Raw genomic sequence first — 20,420 nt, forward strand, 5'->3', positions numbered from 1 at the left:
TACGTCATATCAGCGCCTTCCTGCACAGTGATCGCTGCCGCGGCAGGTAACGTAAAGGGCGTGCAGTTGAGTCAAGCGTTCGTCAAGACCGCAGCCGGATGGCTGCTCGGTCTGATGCTTGCTGCCGCCGGGGCCATCGTCTGCATCAATTTGGTGAGCTCGTCGGTGGCCAGCCCACAACAGCCCGTCAAGGAGTACCTGGCGGCGCTGCAGAAGGGCGAAGGCGAAGAAGCGCTGGGCCTCCTGCGGGCCAAAGTGCCCAGCTCGAACGCCGCCATGCTGGATGGCACCGCCCTGCAAACAGCCGCTTCCAAGATGTCCGACGTCACAGTGGGGAACCCTGAATCGCGGGGCAGCAACCGCGTGGCAGTCCCCGTCGACTACACCCTGGACGGCAGCAAACTTCACACCGAGTTCCTGATGGAACGGACCGGGACGCAGTGGCTGTTCTTCGCCAAGTGGGCGTTCGTGCCCACCACGCTGCCCACCATTGAGGTCACGGTGGTCAATGCCAGCGAAGCCACCCTCAACGGTGTGCCCGTCAATATGCCCAATGGCCGCAACACCTTCGCTGTCTTCTTCCCCGGTAAGTACGAGGCCAGCCTCAACGGGACCTTCTTCGAGGCGCCGCCCACCTCGGCCCTCGTCTCAACCCGCGACGGCGGCCAGGCTCCCCTGAACCTGCAGACGCGTTCCACCAAGTCCATGAACGAGGCAGTCGCCGGGAAGGTCCGCGAATTCCTGGACAGCTGCGCGGCGCAGGCCACCGAACAGCAACGGCTCCAGCCCGATTGCCCCTTCTACCACGCCAGCAACGCCCGTGTGGTGGACGGAACCATCAAGTGGGCCATCACGGAATATCCCAAGATCACTATCGAACCTTTCGGCGGCAAATGGGTGGTGGCTCCCCTGAACGGCAAGGCCACCCTGACCGCCCGGGAAATCAACCTGTTCACCGGGTACGTCAACGACCTCAGCGTTGAGCACGATTTCAGCTTCACCACCCAACTGGATGTCAACGCTGACACTGTGACAGTCACCCCGATGCTGACCTTCTGAGCTTCCCCGGCCCGCCGCACAGGCCTGCCATTGGCACGTCGGCCGCACTCACCTGCTGCACCGGCCCGCCGCATTCGCTCGCCTTCGAGCAGTTCCAGGGCATGAAAAAGGCCCGGGCCAACCTATTGAAAAGTGGGCCCGGGCCATTTCAGTCAGTGGGTTAGTCCATGCCGCGCAGGTCCAACACCAACTCGGACTCACCGTCGGCCTGCAGGACTACCGGGATGCCCCAATCCTGCTGGTAGAGGTGGCAGGCGGCGTGGTCCGGGATTTCGCCGTCCTCAGTTTCAGGTCCATCACAAGCAGCCGCACGGGCGGTGATGTGAAGGATGCCTTCGGGAACGTCGGCGGAGAGTTCCAGGGTGCGCAGCAAGCCCACCGATGTTCCGCCTCCGGAGACCAGGAGTTCCGGCGGCGTGGAAGAGATCTTCATCTGCGTGGGATCGCCCCATCGGTCGTCCAGCTTCTGGCCTGTCGGCGCAGTGAAACGGACGGCCAGTTCCAACGGGCCGGGGGTCACCGGGCTCTTGGGACGGTGCGTCTGGGAAGCGCCTTCGTCCACTTGCTGGGCTTCCTTGGGGATCGGAACCAGGACCAGTTGGTGCTTGTTGGACTCCACCACGACAAGCAGCGGCTCACTGCCTTCCACCTGGACCACCACGACATCACTAGGCTCAGCGAGGCCCCTCGCCAACGTGGACACCGACTTGGTAGCGGGGTCGTAGCGGCGGACGGCGCCGTTGTAAGTATCTGCGATGGCTACAGAACCGTCCGGCAAGACGGTGACACCCAAGGGGTGCTGCAACCGGGCCTCAGCGGCCTCGCCGTCGCGGAAGCCGAAATCGAACAACCCTTTGCCCACCGCGGTTTCCACGGTGACGCCCGAGTCGCTCAGCACCAACCGGCGAAGGGACGACGTTTCCGAGTCCGCAACCCAGATGTTGCCCTCGGCGTCGATCGCCAGGCCGGAGGACTGGGCGAACCAGGCCTCTTCAGCCTTGCCGTCCAGCAGGCCCTCCAGACCGGAGCCGGCCAGGATGGAAACCTCGTTGCCCAGGGGGTCGAAGGCGAAGATCTGGTGTGTGCCGGCCATGGCGATAACAACGCGCTGCAGCTTATCGCTCCACACCACGTCCCACGGTGAGGACAGGGAAACCTCGGTGCCCAGACCCAGCGCCCCCACATCAATGGCGTCGGCCGCGAAGTCAGCAGGGCCGGCGTCGTGATGTTCAGACCAAGTACCGGCGCCCGTGTCCGTCACTCGGGCGGGTCCGGCGTCGAGCAACCGCTGCACACCGTTCCCGGCGACCGTCTGCACGTAACCGGAGCTGAGTGTCACTCCACGGAGGCGGTGGTTGACGGTATCGGCCACCACGGCGTCGTAGCCCAGTTTCCATGCAAGCTCCGACGGGAGCAACGCGACGCCCTGGGGCTCATTGAACTGTGCGATCTCCGCTTGGCCGTCCAGGTACCCCTTGGTGCCGGAGCCGATGACGCGCTCTACGGTTTCCAGGTCCGGCCGAAGCTCCACCAGACGGTGGTGGCCGGAGTCGACTACGAGGTAGTTGCCGTTCGGCAGCTGCGTGGCTTTGCCCGGGAAACGCAAAGTGCCCGACGTCGGCACGGGAGCCACGTAGGGGCCGTTGCCGCGATGGAGGGTTCCCTTGGCTTCATGCTCGGCGACGAGTTCTTCCAGCAGGACAGCCAGGCCGTCGGCGTGGCCTTCGCCGGAAAGGTGGGCCACAATGTACCCCTCGGGATCGACGACCACCAGCGTGGGCCAGGCACGGGCCGTGTAGGCCTTCCACGTGGCTAGTTCCGGGTCGTCCAGGACCGGGTGGTGGATCTCGTAGCGCTCAACGGCCGATGCCAGCGCTACGGGATCCGCTTCGTGCTCGAACTTGGGCGAATGTACGCCCACCGTCACCAGGACGTCGGAGTACTTCTCCTCGAGGGGGCGCAGTTCGTCAAGAACGTGCAGGCAGTTGATGCAGCAGAAGGTCCAGAAGTCCAGCAGCACGATCTTGCCGCGCAAGGACTCCAAGTCCAAGGATTTGCCGCCCGTGTTGAGCCAGCCGCGGCCCTCCAGTTCGGAGGCCCGGACCCGGAGTTGGGTGCGTACGGTTTCGCTCATCAGCGTCCTTCCAGCTTGGTGTTCGGTTCAGTCTGCACTGCAGAGTCTGGGCGTTCGACATTGTTGCGTTCGGCGTCGCCGCGTTCGGCATTGCTGCTCTCGGCGTCGCCACGTTCGGCCTGGGCGGTCCGGGATGGTTCGACCGTCCTGGAAGGCTGGGCAGTGCGGCCTGCCATTTTGGCATCGCGGTCAGCGAGCCGGGCAAACATATCGTTGTAAGCGCTCAGGTCGGCGTCGTTATTCCTGTCCGCGGCACGATCAACGCGGCGGGTCTCCCGTTCATCCGAGCGTGACCACATCACGGCCACTCCGATCGCCACCAGCAATGTGGGTACTTCGCCGATTCCCCACGCAACTGCGCCACCCAGTTGCTGGTCTCCAATGGCCGACGGACCCCAGGCGCGGCCCAGGTTTCCAAAGTAGTCGGCTGCCAGCAGCCCGGTGCCACCCATGATGGCCACGCCGAAGAACGCGTGGAAGCCCATGGTGGCCAGCAGGAGAAGCAGGCGCATCGGGTAGGGCGCGCGGCGGGGCAGAGGATCGCTGCCGATCATGCTCAGCACAAAGATGTAGCCGGTCAGGAGGAAGTGCACGTTCATGAGCTCGTGGCCCACGTGCTCTCGCATCGCGAGGCCGAAAAGGTCCGAGTAGTAGAACAGGACGATGGAACCTGCGAAGTTGGCTGCGGCGAACAACGGGTGTGTCACGATCTGCGAGAACCTGGAATGCACAAACACCAGCAGCCATTCGCGAAGTCCCCGTGAGCCGTGGGCTCCCTCTCCCCTGGAAGGCAGTGCCCGCAGGGCAAGCGTGACGGGTGCGCCCAAAACGAGGAAGATCGGGGCAACCATGGTCAGGGCCATGTGGTCCACCATGTGCGCAGAGAACAGCACGCGGCCATAAACGGCAGGCGGGCCGGAGGTGATGTACGTCAGCACCACGAGGCCGATCAGCCAGTTCACCGATCGGAACCAGGACCATTTGTCTCCGCGCCTGCGGACCTTGATGATGCCCATGATGTAGGTGACCGCACCAAACAGCGCCACTCCCACCCACAGCCAGTCGAATCGCCATTCCGTCAACCAGCGTTCCGGGGTGAGCTCCGGTGGGAGCTCGTAGCCGGAGAGGATGAACGACGGCGATGCATCAGGCGCATAGGTGGTGGGCTGCGGCGGAGCCGATCGGCCCAGCGCAACGGCGAGTCCCGACGTGGCGCCCATGACCAGCAGCTCAACCAGAACCAGTTGCCATAGCACGCGGCGGGCAGACATGGAACCGTTCTTGCCGAGCTGGGGAATGACCCACTGGCGGTGCATGAACCCGATGCCACCCAGCACGAGTGTGGCCAAGGACTTCGCGACAATGAGTTGGCCGTACGGGGAGCCGAACAGGTCCGCGGGGTTTGTCACGCGGATGGCAGCATTGATGACGCCGGAGGCGAACACCAGCACAAAGGCGAAGCCGGCCAGTGCCGAGAACCGACGGAGGGTTTGTTCGGTGATGTCCGGCGTTCCCTTGCTCCGGGAACCCGTGAGGATCGTGGAAAGGACAGCGAGCATGATGATTCCGCCCACCCACGTAGAGACCCCTACGAGGTGGAGTCCCAGTGAGTTGATGGCGCCTTCGTGGTCACTGGAACTCGACGAGTGTCCGATCAATGCGGTGGGAATGAGCCCGATCAGTGCCAGCAGCAGAGTGAACGCCAGCCCGGTCAAGGAGCGCACCCCGAACAGCGCGGTAGTGACCACTGCGGCGATGATGGTGACGGCGAGCCAGGCCTTGCCCGTCTCGATGTCCGTCATGAAGTACACCAGCGAACGGGTGAACTCGGCGTCGCCGGAGAGCCCTTGGCCCGCTACGTCTGCGTAGGTCAGGACGAGGACTGCCACTGCGGACAATGTCCATGCTGCTCCCGCGGCTGCAGCGACGGCGAGGGCCCGGGCAAAAGCGGGGTGTTCGGGTGCTTCAACATTCTTGTCGCGGGACCGCGAGCCACCGAGGTTCTTGGGCAAGATGCCGACTGCAAAAATCAAACCGCCCACCACAGTTGCCACGGAGACGTTGTGGATGGCCTTTGCGACCGGAAGGCCCCACCGGACCAACTCGCCGGGGTCCGAGACCTGCCGTGCTGCGGAAGCACCTGAGAAGATGAGTGCCGCGGCGAGCGTCAGGAACAGCGCCGCCAGACCGGCCAATTGCCACGGTACGGAAATCCCCGCGACTGTAGTGCCTCCCCGCGCTCCCGGCGTGGGAACAGGCGAAGGGGCAGTTGCGGAATTTCTTGCTGATGGCACTCATCCATTGTCCGCTACCTGTCGCAAGGCTGCGAATCGGGAGGGTGCTATGTGCATCACGGGTGCTATGTGGATATGTAAAAAGCAGAAGGGACGGCAACCGTCAGGTTGCCGTCCCTTCCAGGCGTTCGCCGAAGAGTAATTACTTCTTCTTTGCGACAGCAGCCTTCAGCTTGGAGCCAGCGGTCAGCTTGACGCTGTGGCCGGCTGCGATCTGGATGGTCTCGCCGGTCTGCGGGTTGCGGCCGGTGCGGGCTGCACGGTCGGTGCGCTCAACTGCGAGCCAGCCCGGGATGGTGATCTTCTCGCCGGCGGCGACAGAAGTCTCGAAAACTTCGAACAGTGCATCGAGCACGGAGTTGACTGCTGCCTGGCTGGTGCCAGCCTTGCCTGCTACCTCTGCAACGAGTTCACTACGGTTCTTAGCCATTTACGTCCTCCTGGACTCATACGTTTTTGAGCTTTCAAGCGGAATGCGAGCAAGCCACTGTTCGAAAACTTACCAGCTTGGGCTGGCATGGCCAGCAAATTCCGCGTGTTTCCGCGCCTTTTTGACCAAAATCACCGGATTTTCGGGGTTTTTAGGGGTGCTTTACGCCCTTGGCGTACCCTACGGCATTGGCCCGTTCCCCCCATGCTGCCCATCAGACCTCCCGCTGTGCCCCATCAGAACAGGACGCGCTGGAACAAAAGGTGGTCCTGCCATTCCCCCGCGATGTGCAGGTAGGCGGGCGCAACGCCGATCCGTTCGAAGCCGCATCGGTTGAGGACAGCTTGGGACGCTGTGTTGTGGAGCAGTGTCGCGGCCTGGACCCGATGGAGGCCGAGCTCCTCTGTTGCCATATTCACGACGGCGGCAACCGCGCACGACGCCAAACCCCTGCCGGTGCATTCCGCATCAATCCAATAGCCCAGATTGGCGTTCTGGAAAGGACCGCGGACAATGCCGGTCAGTGTGATCATTCCTTGAATGCCCCGGCTGCCGGTGACGACCCATGGCACTTCGCTGCCAGCGGCATAGAGGCCGAGCTTGGCCTGTATCGAAGCCTCCTGGCCTCCCACGGTGAAGAAGTCATCTCCACGGGTGGGCTCCCATTGCTCCAAATGCCTTCGATTACGCAGATAAGCAGCAGCCAGGTCTTTCGCGTCTGAAAGCTCAACAGGGCGCAGGTTCACCCGTTCGCCGCCCGCTCTGCCCGCGCCTGGGGAGACGTATCGTGTGAGATTCATCCCCAGACTCTACCGGCGCCTGCCCAACAATTGCGCAGGTGCCTACAGAGTGATAACTTTTCGCGTGATCGTGAACTTTCGACAGGAGGTGAGCCCCATGAACGCAGTATCCATAGTGGGCGCTCCCTGCAGTCCACGATCCCGCGACTGAGCTGGTCGCGAGTGGGAGCGTCCGTCACGCACTTCGCGAAAGGCGACTCCCATGGACACATCAACTACTTCATCACTTAACGCCAGCCCGACGACGGCGCCCGGGTTACCGGCGCCCGTCCAGTCCCAGCCACATGTCGACGCCGATTCGGCCGTCACGGGACCGGCAACGCCCCGACGGGCCTTGGTCCTCGGTGGCGGCGGCTCAACCGGCAACGCGTGGCTGATCGGAATTATCGCCGGCCTGTTCGACGCCGGGCTGGACGTCACCACCGCAGACCTGACCATTGGCACCTCAGCAGGGTCCACCGCCGCAGCCCAACTCGCCGGCGCCACCCCAACCGAGCTGTTCGATGCCATCGTTGCCGCATCCCCGCCGGAACCGGCGAAGAATGTACGGGCTGGCCGGGTTGGGGCTGGCGTGGCCGGGTTTGGCGTGGTTGGGTCTGGCGCCAGGCCAGTAGCGGACCAGATGGAACGGACCGGCAACATCATGAGTGCTTCCACGGACATGGCCGATATGCGCCGGCGATTGGGGGCAGCAGCCATTGACATGGCCGAAGCCCTGGAAGGCTGCAGCGCACGATGGCGTGACACAGTGGCAACCCGCTTGCCCCAAGCGCAGTGGCCGGAACGGACAATCCTCCTGACCGCGGTGGATGCCCGGACGGGTGATCCGGTGGTATTCCACCGCCACAGCGGAGTGGATCTGGTAGACGCAGTTGCCGCCAGCTGCGCCAGCGGCTTCGCCTACAGCATCGGCAGCAACCAGTACATCGACGGCGGATACCGCGCCAACGCCGAGAACGCAGATCTGGCAACTGGGTACTCACGGGTGCTGGTGTTGGCCCCTTTCGGCGGCCGTACGCGGACTCCGTTGGAGTGGGGCATGCACCTCGCTGGGCAGGTGGACGCGCTGCATGCCAACGGCAGCCAGGTTGAAACAATCTTTCCTCACAACGAATCCCAGTACATGTTCGGCGTCAGGGCGATGGATTTGTCCTTGCGTCCGTCAGCGGCCCGAGCAGGATTTCAGCAAGGCAAAGCGCTGGCGCCCCATGTGGCCGATTTCTGGAGCTCACCGGATCTTCCCGGTTGATGGATGCTTTGCCTCGTTTAGGGGTTGGGTGGTTAAAGGGGAAGAGCCCCGACCTGTGGTCGGGGCTCTTGCCTTAATGGTTGTCCGGCGGTGTCCTACTCTCCCACACCCTCCCGGGTGCAGTACCATCGGCGCTGTGGGTCTTAGCTTCCGGGTTCGGAATGGGACCGGGCGTTTCCCCCACGCTATGACCGCCGTAACTCTGTTACCCGTCCCGGCCCCCTTGTTTTTGGTGGGGGTGGGTGGGAAATCTTTGTGGTTACAACTGTGGTGTTGTTATTTAGTTGTTGGTTCCGGCAACCCTTGGTGCGGGTTGTTGTTCGGGAACCACATAGTGGACGCGTGCAGTGTGTTGTGTGGTGTAAGTTGTTGGCCTATTAGTACCGGTCAGCTTCACGAGTCTTTAGTCCTCGCTTCCACATCCGGCCTATCAACCCAGTGGTCTGGCTGGGGGCCTCTCACACATAAATGTGTATGGAAATCTCATCTTGAAGCGAGCTTCCCGCTTAGATGCTTTCAGCGGTTATCCCATCCGAACGTAGCTAATCAGCGATGCACTTGGCAGTACAACTGACACACCAGAGGTTCGTCCGTCCCGGTCCTCTCGTACTAAGGACAGCCCTTCTCAAATTTCCTGCGCGCGCAGCGGATAGGGACCGAACTGTCTCACGACGTTCTAAACCCAGCTCGCGTACCGCTTTAATGGGCGAACAGCCCAACCCTTGGGACCTACTCCAGCCCCAGGATGCGACGAGCCGACATCGAGGTGCCAAACCATGCCGTCGATATGGACTCTTGGGCAAGATCAGCCTGTTATCCCCGAGGTACCTTTTATCCGTTGAGCGACGGCCATTCCACAATGTACCGCCGGATCACTAGTCCCGACTTTCGTCCCTGCTTGAGATGTCTCTCTCACAGTCAAGCTCCCTTGTGCACTTACACTCGACACCTGATTGCCAACCAGGCTGAGGGAACCTTTGGGCGCCTCCGTTACTTTTTAGGAGGCAACCGCCCCAGTTAAACTACCCATCAGGCACTGTCCCTGACCCGGATCACGGGCCGAAGTTAGATGTCCAAAGTGACCAGAGTGGTATTTCAACGATGACTCCACCCGAACTGGCGTCCGGGTTTCAACGTCTCCCACCTATCCTACACAAGCCACTCCGAACACCAATACCAAACTATAGTAAAGGTCTCGGGGTCTTTCCGTCCTGCTGCGCGTAACGAGCATCTTTACTCGTACTGCAATTTCGCCGAGTTTATGGTTGAGACAGCGGGGAAGTCGTTACTCCATTCGTGCAGGTCGGAACTTACCCGACAAGGAATTTCGCTACCTTAGGATGGTTATAGTTACCACCGCCGTTTACTGGGGCTTAAATTCTCAGCTTCGCCACACAAGGTGGCTAACCGGTCCTCTTAACCTTCCAGCACCGGGCAGGAGTCAGTCCGTATACATCGTCTTGCGACTTCGCACGGACCTGTGTTTTTAGTAAACAGTCGCTTCCCCCTGGTCTCTGCGGCCCACACCCGCTCACGGAGAGCAAGTCTCCATCACGGGGCAGGCCCCCCTTCTCCCGAAGTTACGGGGGCATTTTGCCGAGTTCCTTAACCATAATTCTCTCGATCGCCTTGGTATTCTCTACCTGATCACCTGTGTCGGTTTGGGGTACGGGCGGCTAAAACCTCGCGTCGATGCTTTTCTAGGCAGCATAGGATCACCGGATCCCCCCATACGGGAGTCCCATCAGATCTCAGGAACGTGCTCGAAGCACACAGGAACGGATTTGCCTATCCCTGACCCTACATCCTTAGACCGGGGCAACCATCGCCCGGCCCGGCTACCTTCCTGCGTCACACCTGTTAATACGCTTACCTCCCGGGATCAGGTCCCGCGCTCGGCCAAAACCCACAACACCACAAGGGTGAGCGGGCAGGCTCCGGGCGGTTAGTATCCCCCGCTTGGCATGGGCGGTTTTTCGCCGGTACGGGAATATCAACCCGTTGTCCATCGACTACGCCTGTCGGCCTCGCCTTAGGTCCCGACTTACCCAGGGCAGATTAGCTTGACCCTGGAACCCTTGATCATTCGGCGGACGGGTTTCTCACCCGTCTTTCGCTACTCATGCCTGCATTCTCACTCGTGTAGGCTCCACCGCTGGTTTCCACCGCGACTTCACTGCCCACACGACGCTCCCCTACCACTCCACACCCCTGAACCACGAAGGCTAGGGCAATGTGTGAAATCCACAACTTCGGCGGTGTACTTGAGCCCCGCTACATTGTCGGCGCGGAATCACTTGACCAGTGAGCTATTACGCACTCTTTCAAGGATGGCTGCTTCTAAGCCAACCTCCTGGTTGTCTTCGCAACTCCACATCCTTTCCCACTTAGCACACGCTTAGGGGCCTTAGTTGGTGGTCTGGGCTGTTTCCCTCTCGACTATGAAGCTTATCCCCCACAGTCTCACTGCTGCGCTCTCACTTACCGGCATTCGGAGTTTGGCTGACGTCAGTAACCTTGTAGGGCCCATCGGCCATCCAGTAGCTCTACCTCCGGCAAGAAACACGCAACGCTGCACCTAAATGCATTTCGGGGAGAACCAGCTATCACGGAGTTTGATTGGCCTTTCACCCCTACCCACAGCTCATCCCCTCCATTTTCAACTGAAGTGGGTTCGGTCCTCCACGACGTCTTACCGTCGCTTCAACCTGGCCATGGGTAGATCACTCCGCTTCGGGTCTAGATCACGCCACTACACTCGCCCTGTTCAGACTCGCTTTCGCTACGGCTACCCCACACGGGTTAACCTCGCGACGTAACACTAACTCGCAGGCTCATTCTTCAAAAGGCACGCCGTCACAACTACTATGCGATCACTCGCGGTTGCTCCGACGGATTGTAAGCACACGGTTTCAGGTACTGTTTCACTCCCCTCCCGGGGTACTTTTCACCTTTCCCTCACGGTACTGGTCCGCTATCGGTCATTAGGAAGTATTTAGGCTTATCAGGTGGTCCTGACAGATTCGCACGGGATTTCTCGGGCCCCGTGCTACTTGGGATACTCTCCAGGCTGCACACAACATTACGGTTACGGGGCTCCCACCCTCTCTGGCCGGCCTTTCAAGACCGTTCACCTATGCCTGCACATCACCCCAACGGTCCGGCAGAACCATCACGGAAAGTCCCACAACCCCGCCCATGCAACGCCCGCCGGCTATCACACATGGAACGGTTTAGCCTGATCCGCGTTCGCTCGCCACTACTAACGGAATCACTATTGTTTTCTCTTCCTGCGGGTACTGAGATGTTTCACTTCCCCGCGTTCCCCCCACGCACCCTATGTGTTCAGATGCGGGTCACACAATCACCTTGCAGCGTTGTGCGGGGTTTCCCCATTCGGACATCCTGGGATCAACGCTCGGTTATCAACTCCCCCAGGCTTATCGCAGATTCCTACGTCCTTCTTCGGCTCCTAATGCCAAGGCATCCACCGTGTGCCCTTAAAAACTTGACCACACAAAGATCAAAAACTTACTCGAGAGAACCACGACCACAAGGGCCAGGTTCATTCATAAGAAATTGCTGTAGAAACACACACACCAACCCCGAAAGGCCAGCCATGCATGTCTCAGATGCTCGCGTCCACTATGTAGTTCTCAAACAACAACCCCATCAACCAGACCACCACCACCCCACACAGGGACACGCGGCAGAACCGGAAGCAGGAACAAAAGAAACACCAGAACGATGCCCTCTGCATTGCTGCAAAAAGGTCCTGTTGCCTCAGGACCCAACAGTGCGCCAAACACAACCCCCACAAACCATGCACCCCGGCAGCGTTCCCAACAACACCCACCCCCACAAAAAGCAGAGACACATGCTGCCGTACTGGCACCAGGACACAACCGGTAAAGGCCATGCCAAACAAGTTTGATTCGTTGATATTCCACCCATGAGCACCCACCGCAGAACAGACGCCTGCGCAATGGGCAACACTGACAACCACCACGAACTGCATACACAGAACACGGAACAGCTGCTAGCAGCTCCTTAGAAAGGAGGTGATCCAGCCGCACCTTCCGGTACGGCTACCTTGTTACGACTTAGTCCCAATCGCCGGTCCCACCTTCGACGGCTCCCCCCACAAGGGTTAGGCCACCGGCTTCGGGTGTTACCAACTTTCGTGACTTGACGGGCGGTGTGTACAAGGCCCGGGAACGTATTCACCGCAGCGTTGCTGATCTGCGATTACTAGCGACTCCGACTTCATGGGGTCGAGTTGCAGACCCCAATCCGAACTGAGACCGGCTTTTTGGGATTAGCTCCACCTCACAGTATCGCAACCCTTTGTACCGGCCATTGTAGCATGCGTGAAGCCCAAGACATAAGGGGCATGATGATTTGACGTCGTCCCCACCTTCCTCCGAGTTGACCCCGGCAGTCTCCTATGAGTCCCCGCCATAACGCGCTGGCAACATAGAACGAGGGTTGCGCTCGTTGCGGGACTTAACCCAACATCTCACGACACGAGCTGACGACAACCATGCACCACCTGTAAACCGACCGCAAGCGGGGCACCTGTTTCCAGGTATTACCGGTTCATGTCAAGCCTTGGTAAGGTTCTTCGCGTTGCATCGAATTAATCCGCATGCTCCGCCGCTTGTGCGGGCCCCCGTCAATTCCTTTGAGTTTTAGCCTTGCGGCCGTACTCCCCAGGCGGGGCACTTAATGCGTTAGCTACGGCGCGGAAAACGTGGAATGTCCCCCACACCTAGTGCCCAACGTTTACGGCATGGACTACCAGGGTATCTAATCCTGTTCGCTCCCCATGCTTTCGCTCCTCAGCGTCAGTTACAGCCCAGAGACCTGCCTTCGCCATCGGTGTTCCTCCTGATATCTGCGCATTTCACCGCTACACCAGGAATTCCAGTCTCCCCTACTGCACTCTAGTCTGCCCGTACCCACTGCAGAACCGGAGTTGAGCCCCGGTCTTTCACAGCAGACGCGACAAACCGCCTACGAGCTCTTTACGCCCAATAATTCCGGATAACGCTTGCGCCCTACGTATTACCGCGGCTGCTGGCACGTAGTTAGCCGGCGCTTCTTCTGCAGGTACCGTCACTTTCGCTTCTTCCCTACTGAAAGAGGTTTACAACCCGAAGGCCGTCATCCCTCACGCGGCGTCGCTGCATCAGGCTTGCGCCCATTGTGCAATATTCCCCACTGCTGCCTCCCGTAGGAGTCTGGGCCGTGTCTCAGTCCCAGTGTGGCCGGTCACCCTCTCAGGCCGGCTACCCGTCGTCGCCTTGGTAGGCCATTACCCCACCAACAAGCTGATAGGCCGCGAGTCCATCCAAAACCACAAAAGCTTTCCACCACCTGACATGCGTCAGACGGTCATATCCGGTATTAGACCCAGTTTCCCAGGCTTATCCCAGAGTCAAGGGCAGGTTACTCACGTGTTACTCACCCGTTCGCCACTAATCCCCCAGCAAGCTGGGATCATCGTTCGACTTGCATGTGTTAAGCACGCCGCCAGCGTTCATCCTGAGCCAGGATCAAACTCTCCGTTGAAAAAAACAAATCAAACAGACACAACCACACCCACCGGAAATAACGGCCGGCACGGCTGCACAAAATTCGAAACCAGCTGAAAACCAGACCACCACACACGGGGGTGCGCAATGATCCAGCCATAATTTCAACCAATCAATAAAACAATCGGTATCAACAAACTTGGCACACTATTGAGTTCTCAAACAACAGACCCCCCAAAACATCACCCACAGCACACCACACAAAGCAGCGCACCCAACAGGGCCATTGGAAAAGAAGAGTTATTTTTGGCCGCCTACCGAACCGTACACACCTTCCGGCTTTCCGTTTCGCACCCGGCGACTCAGAAAACAATACACGCCCCCAACCCCCAACGCAAATCCACCCCCACACCCAACCCCACCCACACCAAACCCACCCCCCAAAACCCCACCAAACCGCCGTCGGGCGCTGGCTCCTAACGCGTCATCAGCTCCCGCAACGCAGCGCTGACGGCACCGGGATTTTCCTCGGCCATGAAGTGGCCGCCGTCAAAGGTCATGTGACGGAGGTCAGGCGCCCAGGCGCCCCAGAGAGCGGCAGCGTCATAGCCCAGCACAGCTCCCCAATCCTGCTGCATCACGGTGACGGGCATCTCCAGAGTGCGTCCGGACTCACGGTCGGCCCGATCATGCGTTACATCGATGCCGGCAGAAGCGCGGTAGTCCGCAACGATCGATGCCACAGCCCCACGTGATGCCCTCAGATACTCCTCCCGATAAGACTCCGGAATCGCGTCAGGGTCAGCGGTCCACCCATCCAGGAATGAGGCGAAAAACGCATCGGCCGTAGCTTCAATCATGGACTCCGGGATTCCGGCAGGCTGGGCCATGAGGTACAGGTGCCACGCCACCTTGGCATCGGCACCCCGGAGAATGTCCCACATGTCCAAGGTTGGCAGCACGTCCAGTGACAAAAGATGGGTCACTGCGTCAACGTGATCCAGCCCAGCGCGAATGGCAACCAGCGCACCGCGATCATGACCGGCGAGGGCAAAACGCTGATGGCCCAGGGCCCGTGCTGCTGCAACGACGTCAGCCGCCATGGTGCGTTTGGAGTAGGTCTCTTCTCCGTCCTCCAGGGGCTTATCACTCGCACCGTATCCTCGAAGGTCCGGGCAGATGACTGTGTAATCCGCCACCAGGTCGGCGGCGACGTGACGCCACATCAGATGCGTCTGCGGGAAGCCATGCAAAAGTACGACGGCGGGTCCACTCCCCGCGACGGCAACGTTCAGTTCCACATGGGGTGCTGCAGGGACGCGATGGTAGGTAGCTTCAGGCAGCAATTTCAACGTCATGGGGGTCTCCTTCTCCGGATGTGTTCCCCTACTATCCCGCCACCGAATCAGCGGCGAATCAGCCGACTCTGCCGGTTGCTTGTCGGGGCCCGTGACTACGATTGACCCGTGAGTACGCCGCAGATCCGAGTCCTCGGCCCCATCGAGGTGAGTGTTGACGGGGTCCGGTTGGAACTGTCCAAGCGCAGGCATCGGGAGATCATCGCGATCTTGGTCGCGCTGCGGGGCCGGGCCATTCCCACCGCGGACCTTGCCGAAGAACTATGGGATGGCATGCCACCGAACGGAGCAGTGGGAGCCATCCGAAGCTTCGTTGGCGAGCTGCGGCGAATCCTTGAACCACACCGGAAGCCCCGAACCTTGGCCTCCGTCCTGGTCACGGTTGCTGACGGCTACGCGTTGCGGCTCGACGCCGACGCGGTGGACGCCTGGCGCTTTGAAACGACCGTAGCCAGGGCAGTTGGGGCCGATCCCGCCGACGCTGATTCACGTTTGTCTGCTGCCCTCGCGGAGTGGAACGGAAGCCCATACCAGGAATTTTCCGAGCGTCCCTGGGCGGTACCTGAGGCGACGCGGCTGAGCGGGCTGCGGCAGACCGCCGTCGAACGCTGTGCCGAAGCCCGCCTCGCAGACGCCCGGCCAAACGAGGCTGCGGCCATCCTGGAAACGCATGTCACGGCCAACCCGTGGCGCGAGGAAGGATGGCGATTGCTGGCTCTGGCTCTGTACCGGAGCCGCCGCCAAGGCGACGCTCTTGCCGTGCTTCGCAAGGCACGACGTCAGCTGTCCGACGAACTCGGGCTGGACCTCAGCCCCGCCCTCGCAGATCTGGAGACCCGGATTCTCCGCCGGGACCCACAATTGGATCGGCCAGAGCCAGCCAATTTGGCCCCGATTGCCAGCGCCTATTCCAGTGGCGGCGTGCGGGCCCAACTGGAGGCTTCGAATGCGGTGTTGGGCAGCCTTGCGGTCGCCGGCGATCTCCAGACAGCCCGTCAGCAACGTCTTGCTGCCATCAAGGCGGCCGCCGGCCTCAACGATCCCGAACTCGCCGCGAGAATCATCGGAGGTTACGACGTCCCCGGGATATGGACTCGAACAGACGATCCCGCGGCTGCTGCCGCTGTGGTCGCCGCAGCTGAGGCTGCCTTGGCTCCACCCGCCCACCTCAGCGACCGCAGCCGGGCCCGCCTTCTCGCGACGATCGCCATGGAGTCCCGCGGAACGGCGAGCAGACAGGCCGAAGCGGCCGAGGCCGTTGCGTTAGCCCGAAATGTAGGCGACAGCCACCTTCTTTGCTTTGCCCTGAGCGCCCACTTCATGCAGGCATTCGCCTACGCAGGCCTGGCAAAGCACCGCGATGACATCGGCCGGCAGCTGATAGCAACAGCGTTCGACGCCGATTCACCCACCTTTGAGATTAACGGGCGCCTGATTCGGATGCAGGCCCTGTGCGCTTTGTCCGACGTTGATTCCGCCCTTCGTGAAGCCAATGCAGTGGATCAACTGGCCGTGCGGCACGAGCGCCCCTTGGCAGCGGTCTTCACCCAATGGTTCCGCTGGACGTTCCTCGACGGCGGTGCGACGCCTCCTGTACCTGAGGAAATGCCAGGCTTCAGCGAGGGAATCCTTGCGTTTGCGTCGTTCACCCGACAACTACGCAACGGGGAGGAACTGGTTGACGGGGACTTCGGCCCCTACGAACCATGGGTGCGTCCCCTTCTGTTGCTGCGCTCCGGTCACCAAACCATGGCAGCAACCGCACTTCGGCAGCTATCGGATCCGCCCCGGGACCTCTTGTTGGAGGCAACTTGGTGTGTGATGGCCCAGACTGCCTGCGAACTGCGTGAACCATCCATGATCGGCCGGGCCCTTACGGCACTAACGCCAGCCAGCGGAGAACGAGCAGCCGGGAGTGGTGTGGTTGATGCCGGCAGCGTTGACCACTATCTGGGAATGCTCCGGGCTGCAGGGGCTGGCCCGGGGTAGGCCCTGGTGGGGTGTGTGGGGTGTGTGGGTGGTGGTTAAAGGGGAAGAGCCCCGACCTGTGGTCGGGGCTCTTGCCTTAATGGTTGTCCGGCGGTGTCCTACTCTCCCACACCCTCCCGGGTGCAGTACCATCGGCGCTGTGGGTCTTAGCTTCCGGGTTCGGAATGGGACCGGGCGTTTCCCCCACGCTATGACCGCCGTAACTCTGTTACCCGTCCCGACCCCCTTTTTGGTGGGGGTGGGTGGGAAGACTTTGTGGTTACAACTGTGGTGTTGTTATTTAGTTGTTGGTTCCGGCAACCCTTGGTGCGGGTTGTTGTTCGGGAACCACATAGTGGACGCGTGCAGTGTGTTGTGTGGTGTAAGTTGTTGGCCTATTAGTACCGGTCAGCTTCACGAGTCTTTAGTCCTCGCTTCCACATCCGGCCTATCAACCCAGTGGTCTGGCTGGGGGCCTCTCACACATAAATGTGTATGGAAATCTCATCTTGAAGCGAGCTTCCCGCTTAGATGCTTTCAGCGGTTATCCCATCCGAACGTAGCTAATCAGCGATGCACTTGGCAGTACAACTGACACACCAGAGGTTCGTCCGTCCCGGTCCTCTCGTACTAAGGACAGCCCTTCTCAAATTTCCTGCGCGCGCAGCGGATAGGGACCGAACTGTCTCACGACGTTCTAAACCCAGCTCGCGTACCGCTTTAATGGGCGAACAGCCCAACCCTTGGGACCTACTCCAGCCCCAGGATGCGACGAGCCGACATCGAGGTGCCAAACCATGCCGTCGATATGGACTCTTGGGCAAGATCAGCCTGTTATCCCCGAGGTACCTTTTATCCGTTGAGCGACGGCCATTCCACAATGTACCGCCGGATCACTAGTCCCGACTTTCGTCCCTGCTTGAGATGTCTCTCTCACAGTCAAGCTCCCTTGTGCACTTACACTCGACACCTGATTGCCAACCAGGCTGAGGGAACCTTTGGGCGCCTCCGTTACTTTTTAGGAGGCAACCGCCCCAGTTAAACTACCCATCAGGCACTGTCCCTGACCCGGATCACGGGCCGAAGTTAGATGTCCAAAGTGACCAGAGTGGTATTTCAACGATGACTCCACCCGAACTGGCGTCCGGGTTTCAACGTCTCCCACCTATCCTACACAAGCCACTCCGAACACCAATACCAAACTATAGTAAAGGTCTCGGGGTCTTTCCGTCCTGCTGCGCGTAACGAGCATCTTTACTCGTACTGCAATTTCGCCGAGTTTATGGTTGAGACAGCGGGGAAGTCGTTACTCCATTCGTGCAGGTCGGAACTTACCCGACAAGGAATTTCGCTACCTTAGGATGGTTATAGTTACCACCGCCGTTTACTGGGGCTTAAATTCTCAGCTTCGCCACACAAGGTGGCTAACCGGTCCTCTTAACCTTCCAGCACCGGGCAGGAGTCAGTCCGTATACATCGTCTTGCGACTTCGCACGGACCTGTGTTTTTAGTAAACAGTCGCTTCCCCCTGGTCTCTGCGGCCCACACCCGCTCACGGAGAGCAAGTCTCCATCACGGGGCAGGCCCCCCTTCTCCCGAAGTTACGGGGGCATTTTGCCGAGTTCCTTAACCATAATTCTCTCGATCGCCTTGGTATTCTCTACCTGATCACCTGTGTCGGTTTGGGGTACGGGCGGCTAAAACCTCGCGTCGATGCTTTTCTAGGCAGCATAGGATCACCGGATCCCCCCATACGGGAGTCCCATCAGATCTCAGGAACGTGCTCGAAGCACACAGGAACGGATTTGCCTATCCCTGACCCTACATCCTTAGACCGGGGCAACCATCGCCCGGCCCGGCTACCTTCCTGCGTCACACCTGTTAATACGCTTACCTCCCGGGATCAGGTCCCGCGCTCGGCCAAAACCCACAACACCACAAGGGTGAGCGGGCAGGCTCCGGGCGGTTAGTATCCCCCGCTTGGCATGGGCGGTTTTTCGCCGGTACGGGAATATCAACCCGTTGTCCATCGACTACGCCTGTCGGCCTCGCCTTAGGTCCCGACTTACCCAGGGCAGATTAGCTTGACCCTGGAACCCTTGATCATTCGGCGGACGGGTTTCTCACCCGTCTTTCGCTACTCATGCCTGCATTCTCACTCGTGTAGGCTCCACCGCTGGTTTCCACCGCGACTTCACTGCCCACACGACGCTCCCCTACCACTCCACACCCCTGAACCACGAAGGCTAGGGCAATGTGTGAAATCCACAACTTCGGCGGTGTACTTGAGCCCCGCTACATTGTCGGCGCGGAATCACTTGACCAGTGAGCTATTACGCACTCTTTCAAGGATGGCTGCTTCTAAGCCAACCTCCTGGTTGTCTTCGCAACTCCACATCCTTTCCCACTTAGCACACGCTTAGGGGCCTTAGTTGGTGGTCTGGGCTGTTTCCCTCTCGACTATGAAGCTTATCCCCCACAGTCTCACTGCTGCGCTCTCACTTACCGGCATTCGGAGTTTGGCTGACGTCAGTAACCTTGTAGGGCCCATCGGCCATCCAGTAGCTCTACCTCCGGCAAGAAACACGCAACGCTGCACCTAAATGCATTTCGGGGAGAACCAGCTATCACGGAGTTTGATTGGCCTTTCACCCCTACCCACAGCTCATCCCCTCCATTTTCAACTGAAGTGGGTTCGGTCCTCCACGACGTCTTACCGTCGCTTCAACCTGGCCATGGGTAGATCACTCCGCTTCGGGTCTAGATCACGCCACTACACTCGCCCTGTTCAGACTCGCTTTCGCTACGGCTACCCCACACGGGTTAACCTCGCGACGTAACACTAACTCGCAGGCTCATTCTTCAAAAGGCACGCCGTCACAACTACTATGCGATCACTCGCGGTTGCTCCGACGGATTGTAAGCACACGGTTTCAGGTACTGTTTCACTCCCCTCCCGGGGTACTTTTCACCTTTCCCTCACGGTACTGGTCCGCTATCGGTCATTAGGAAGTATTTAGGCTTATCAGGTGGTCCTGACAGATTCGCACGGGATTTCTCGGGCCCCGTGCTACTTGGGATACTCTCCAGGCTGCACACAACATTACGGTTACGGGGCTCCCACCCTCTCTGGCCGGCCTTTCAAGACCGTTCACCTATGCCTGCACATCACCCCAACGGTCCGGCAGAACCATCACGGAAAGTCCCACAACCCCGCCCATGCAACGCCCGCCGGCTATCACACATGGAACGGTTTAGCCTGATCCGCGTTCGCTCGCCACTACTAACGGAATCACTATTGTTTTCTCTTCCTGCGGGTACTGAGATGTTTCACTTCCCCGCGTTCCCCCCACGCACCCTATGTGTTCAGATGCGGGTCACACAATCACCTTGCAGCGTTGTGCGGGGTTTCCCCATTCGGACATCCTGGGATCAACGCTCGGTTATCAACTCCCCCAGGCTTATCGCAGATTCCTACGTCCTTCTTCGGCTCCTAATGCCAAGGCATCCACCGTGTGCCCTTAAAAACTTGACCACACAAAGATCAAAAACTTACTCGAGAGAACCACGACCACAAGGGCCAGGTTCATT

Annotated in this window: 8 protein-coding genes and 5 rRNA genes; 3 read left to right on the forward strand and 10 right to left on the reverse strand. The window is 60.0% G+C overall.

Going from position 1 to position 20,420, the window contains the following annotated elements:
* Positions 1–30 precede the first annotated feature (30 nt).
* Complete coding sequence (locus tag QEH68_RS18960; protein ID WP_207597663.1) at positions 31–1,059, forward strand: hypothetical protein; 1,029 nt, start codon at positions 31–33, stop codon at positions 1,057–1,059.
* A 160-nt stretch (positions 1,060–1,219) separates the two neighbouring features.
* Here the strand turns inward: QEH68_RS18960 and QEH68_RS18965 are convergent, their stop codons facing one another.
* From QEH68_RS18965 to QEH68_RS18980, 4 genes are all read right to left on the reverse strand, one after another.
* Positions 1,220–3,193 (reverse strand): NHL domain-containing thioredoxin family protein, encoded by a 1,974-nt coding sequence (locus tag QEH68_RS18965; RefSeq protein WP_207595227.1) that lies wholly within the window; start codon positions 3,191–3,193, stop codon positions 1,220–1,222.
* Positions 3,193–5,388 carry a cytochrome c oxidase assembly protein gene (locus QEH68_RS18970; RefSeq protein WP_280628049.1) on the reverse strand — a complete coding sequence of 732 codons (2,196 nt, stop codon included), beginning with the start codon at positions 5,386–5,388 and terminating at the stop codon, positions 3,193–3,195. The genes QEH68_RS18965 and QEH68_RS18970 overlap by 1 nt, the downstream gene beginning before the upstream one ends.
* A gap of 241 nt (positions 5,389–5,629) precedes the next feature.
* Positions 5,630–5,917, reverse strand: coding sequence for an HU family DNA-binding protein (locus QEH68_RS18975; protein WP_011776355.1), 288 nt, complete (start codon positions 5,915–5,917; stop codon positions 5,630–5,632).
* A gap of 236 nt (positions 5,918–6,153) precedes the next feature.
* Entirely contained in the window at positions 6,154–6,717 is a 564-nt protein-coding gene (locus tag QEH68_RS18980) for a GNAT family protein (RefSeq protein ID WP_280624168.1), read from the reverse strand.
* 202 nt (positions 6,718–6,919) lie between these two features.
* On the opposite strand from QEH68_RS18980, the gene QEH68_RS18985 reads away from it, so the two are divergent.
* A complete protein-coding gene (locus QEH68_RS18985; RefSeq protein WP_280624169.1) occupies positions 6,920–7,966 on the forward strand; it encodes a patatin-like phospholipase family protein in 1,047 nt (348 codons plus the stop codon).
* Between the two features lie 82 nt (positions 7,967–8,048).
* On the opposite strand, the gene rrf (QEH68_RS18990) is transcribed toward QEH68_RS18985, so the two are convergent.
* The 4 genes from rrf (QEH68_RS18990) to QEH68_RS19005 all read right to left on the reverse strand — a co-directional run bounded on the left by rrf (QEH68_RS18990) (position 8,049) and on the right by QEH68_RS19005 (position 14,861).
* A 5S ribosomal RNA gene (gene rrf, locus QEH68_RS18990) occupies positions 8,049–8,165 on the reverse strand.
* Positions 8,166–8,322: 157 nt separating this feature from the next.
* Positions 8,323–11,480: ribosomal RNA gene (locus QEH68_RS18995) — 23S ribosomal RNA — on the reverse strand.
* A 540-nt stretch (positions 11,481–12,020) separates the two neighbouring features.
* Positions 12,021–13,540: ribosomal RNA gene (locus tag QEH68_RS19000) — 16S ribosomal RNA — on the reverse strand.
* Together the 16S, 23S and 5S rRNA genes form the textbook arrangement of a ribosomal RNA operon.
* Positions 13,541–13,979: 439 nt before the next feature.
* Positions 13,980–14,861, reverse strand: a complete 882-nt coding sequence (locus QEH68_RS19005; RefSeq protein WP_280624171.1) for an alpha/beta fold hydrolase — start codon at positions 14,859–14,861, stop codon at positions 13,980–13,982.
* 108 nt (positions 14,862–14,969) lie between these two features.
* Between QEH68_RS19005 and QEH68_RS19010 the strand changes: the two genes are divergently transcribed.
* The gene (locus tag QEH68_RS19010) at positions 14,970–16,850 is read left to right on the forward strand and encodes a BTAD domain-containing putative transcriptional regulator (protein WP_280624173.1); all 1,881 of its coding nucleotides are present in this window, start codon (positions 14,970–14,972) and stop codon (positions 16,848–16,850) included.
* Positions 16,851–16,935: 85 nt separating this feature from the next.
* Here the strand turns inward: QEH68_RS19010 and rrf (QEH68_RS19015) are convergent.
* Both rrf (QEH68_RS19015) and QEH68_RS19020 read right to left on the reverse strand, forming a co-directional pair.
* Positions 16,936–17,052, reverse strand: a 5S ribosomal RNA gene (rrf, locus tag QEH68_RS19015).
* 154 nt (positions 17,053–17,206) lie between these two features.
* Positions 17,207–20,364, reverse strand: a 23S ribosomal RNA gene (locus QEH68_RS19020).
* Between the last annotated feature and the right edge of the window lie 56 nt (positions 20,365–20,420).

The organism is Paenarthrobacter sp. OM7, from assembly GCF_029873575.1.
Classification (GTDB): Bacteria; Actinomycetota; Actinomycetes; order Actinomycetales; family Micrococcaceae; genus Arthrobacter.

Bases quoted from the DNA above. Each gene is read 5' to 3' on its own strand.
- QEH68_RS18965 (WP_207595227.1), bottom strand. From the start codon at position 3,193: ATGAGCGAAACCGTACGCACCCAACTCCGGGTCCGGGCCTCCGAACTG.
- QEH68_RS18975 (WP_011776355.1), bottom strand. From the start codon at position 5,917: ATGGCTAAGAACCGTAGTGAACTCGTTGCAGAGGTAGCAGGCAAGGCT.
- QEH68_RS18980 (WP_280624168.1), bottom strand. From the start codon at position 6,717: ATGAATCTCACACGATACGTCTCCCCAGGCGCGGGCAGAGCGGGCGGC.
- QEH68_RS18985 (WP_280624169.1), top strand. From the start codon at position 6,920: ATGGACACATCAACTACTTCATCACTTAACGCCAGCCCGACGACGGCG.
- QEH68_RS19005 (WP_280624171.1), bottom strand. From the start codon at position 14,861: ATGACGTTGAAATTGCTGCCTGAAGCTACCTACCATCGCGTCCCTGCA.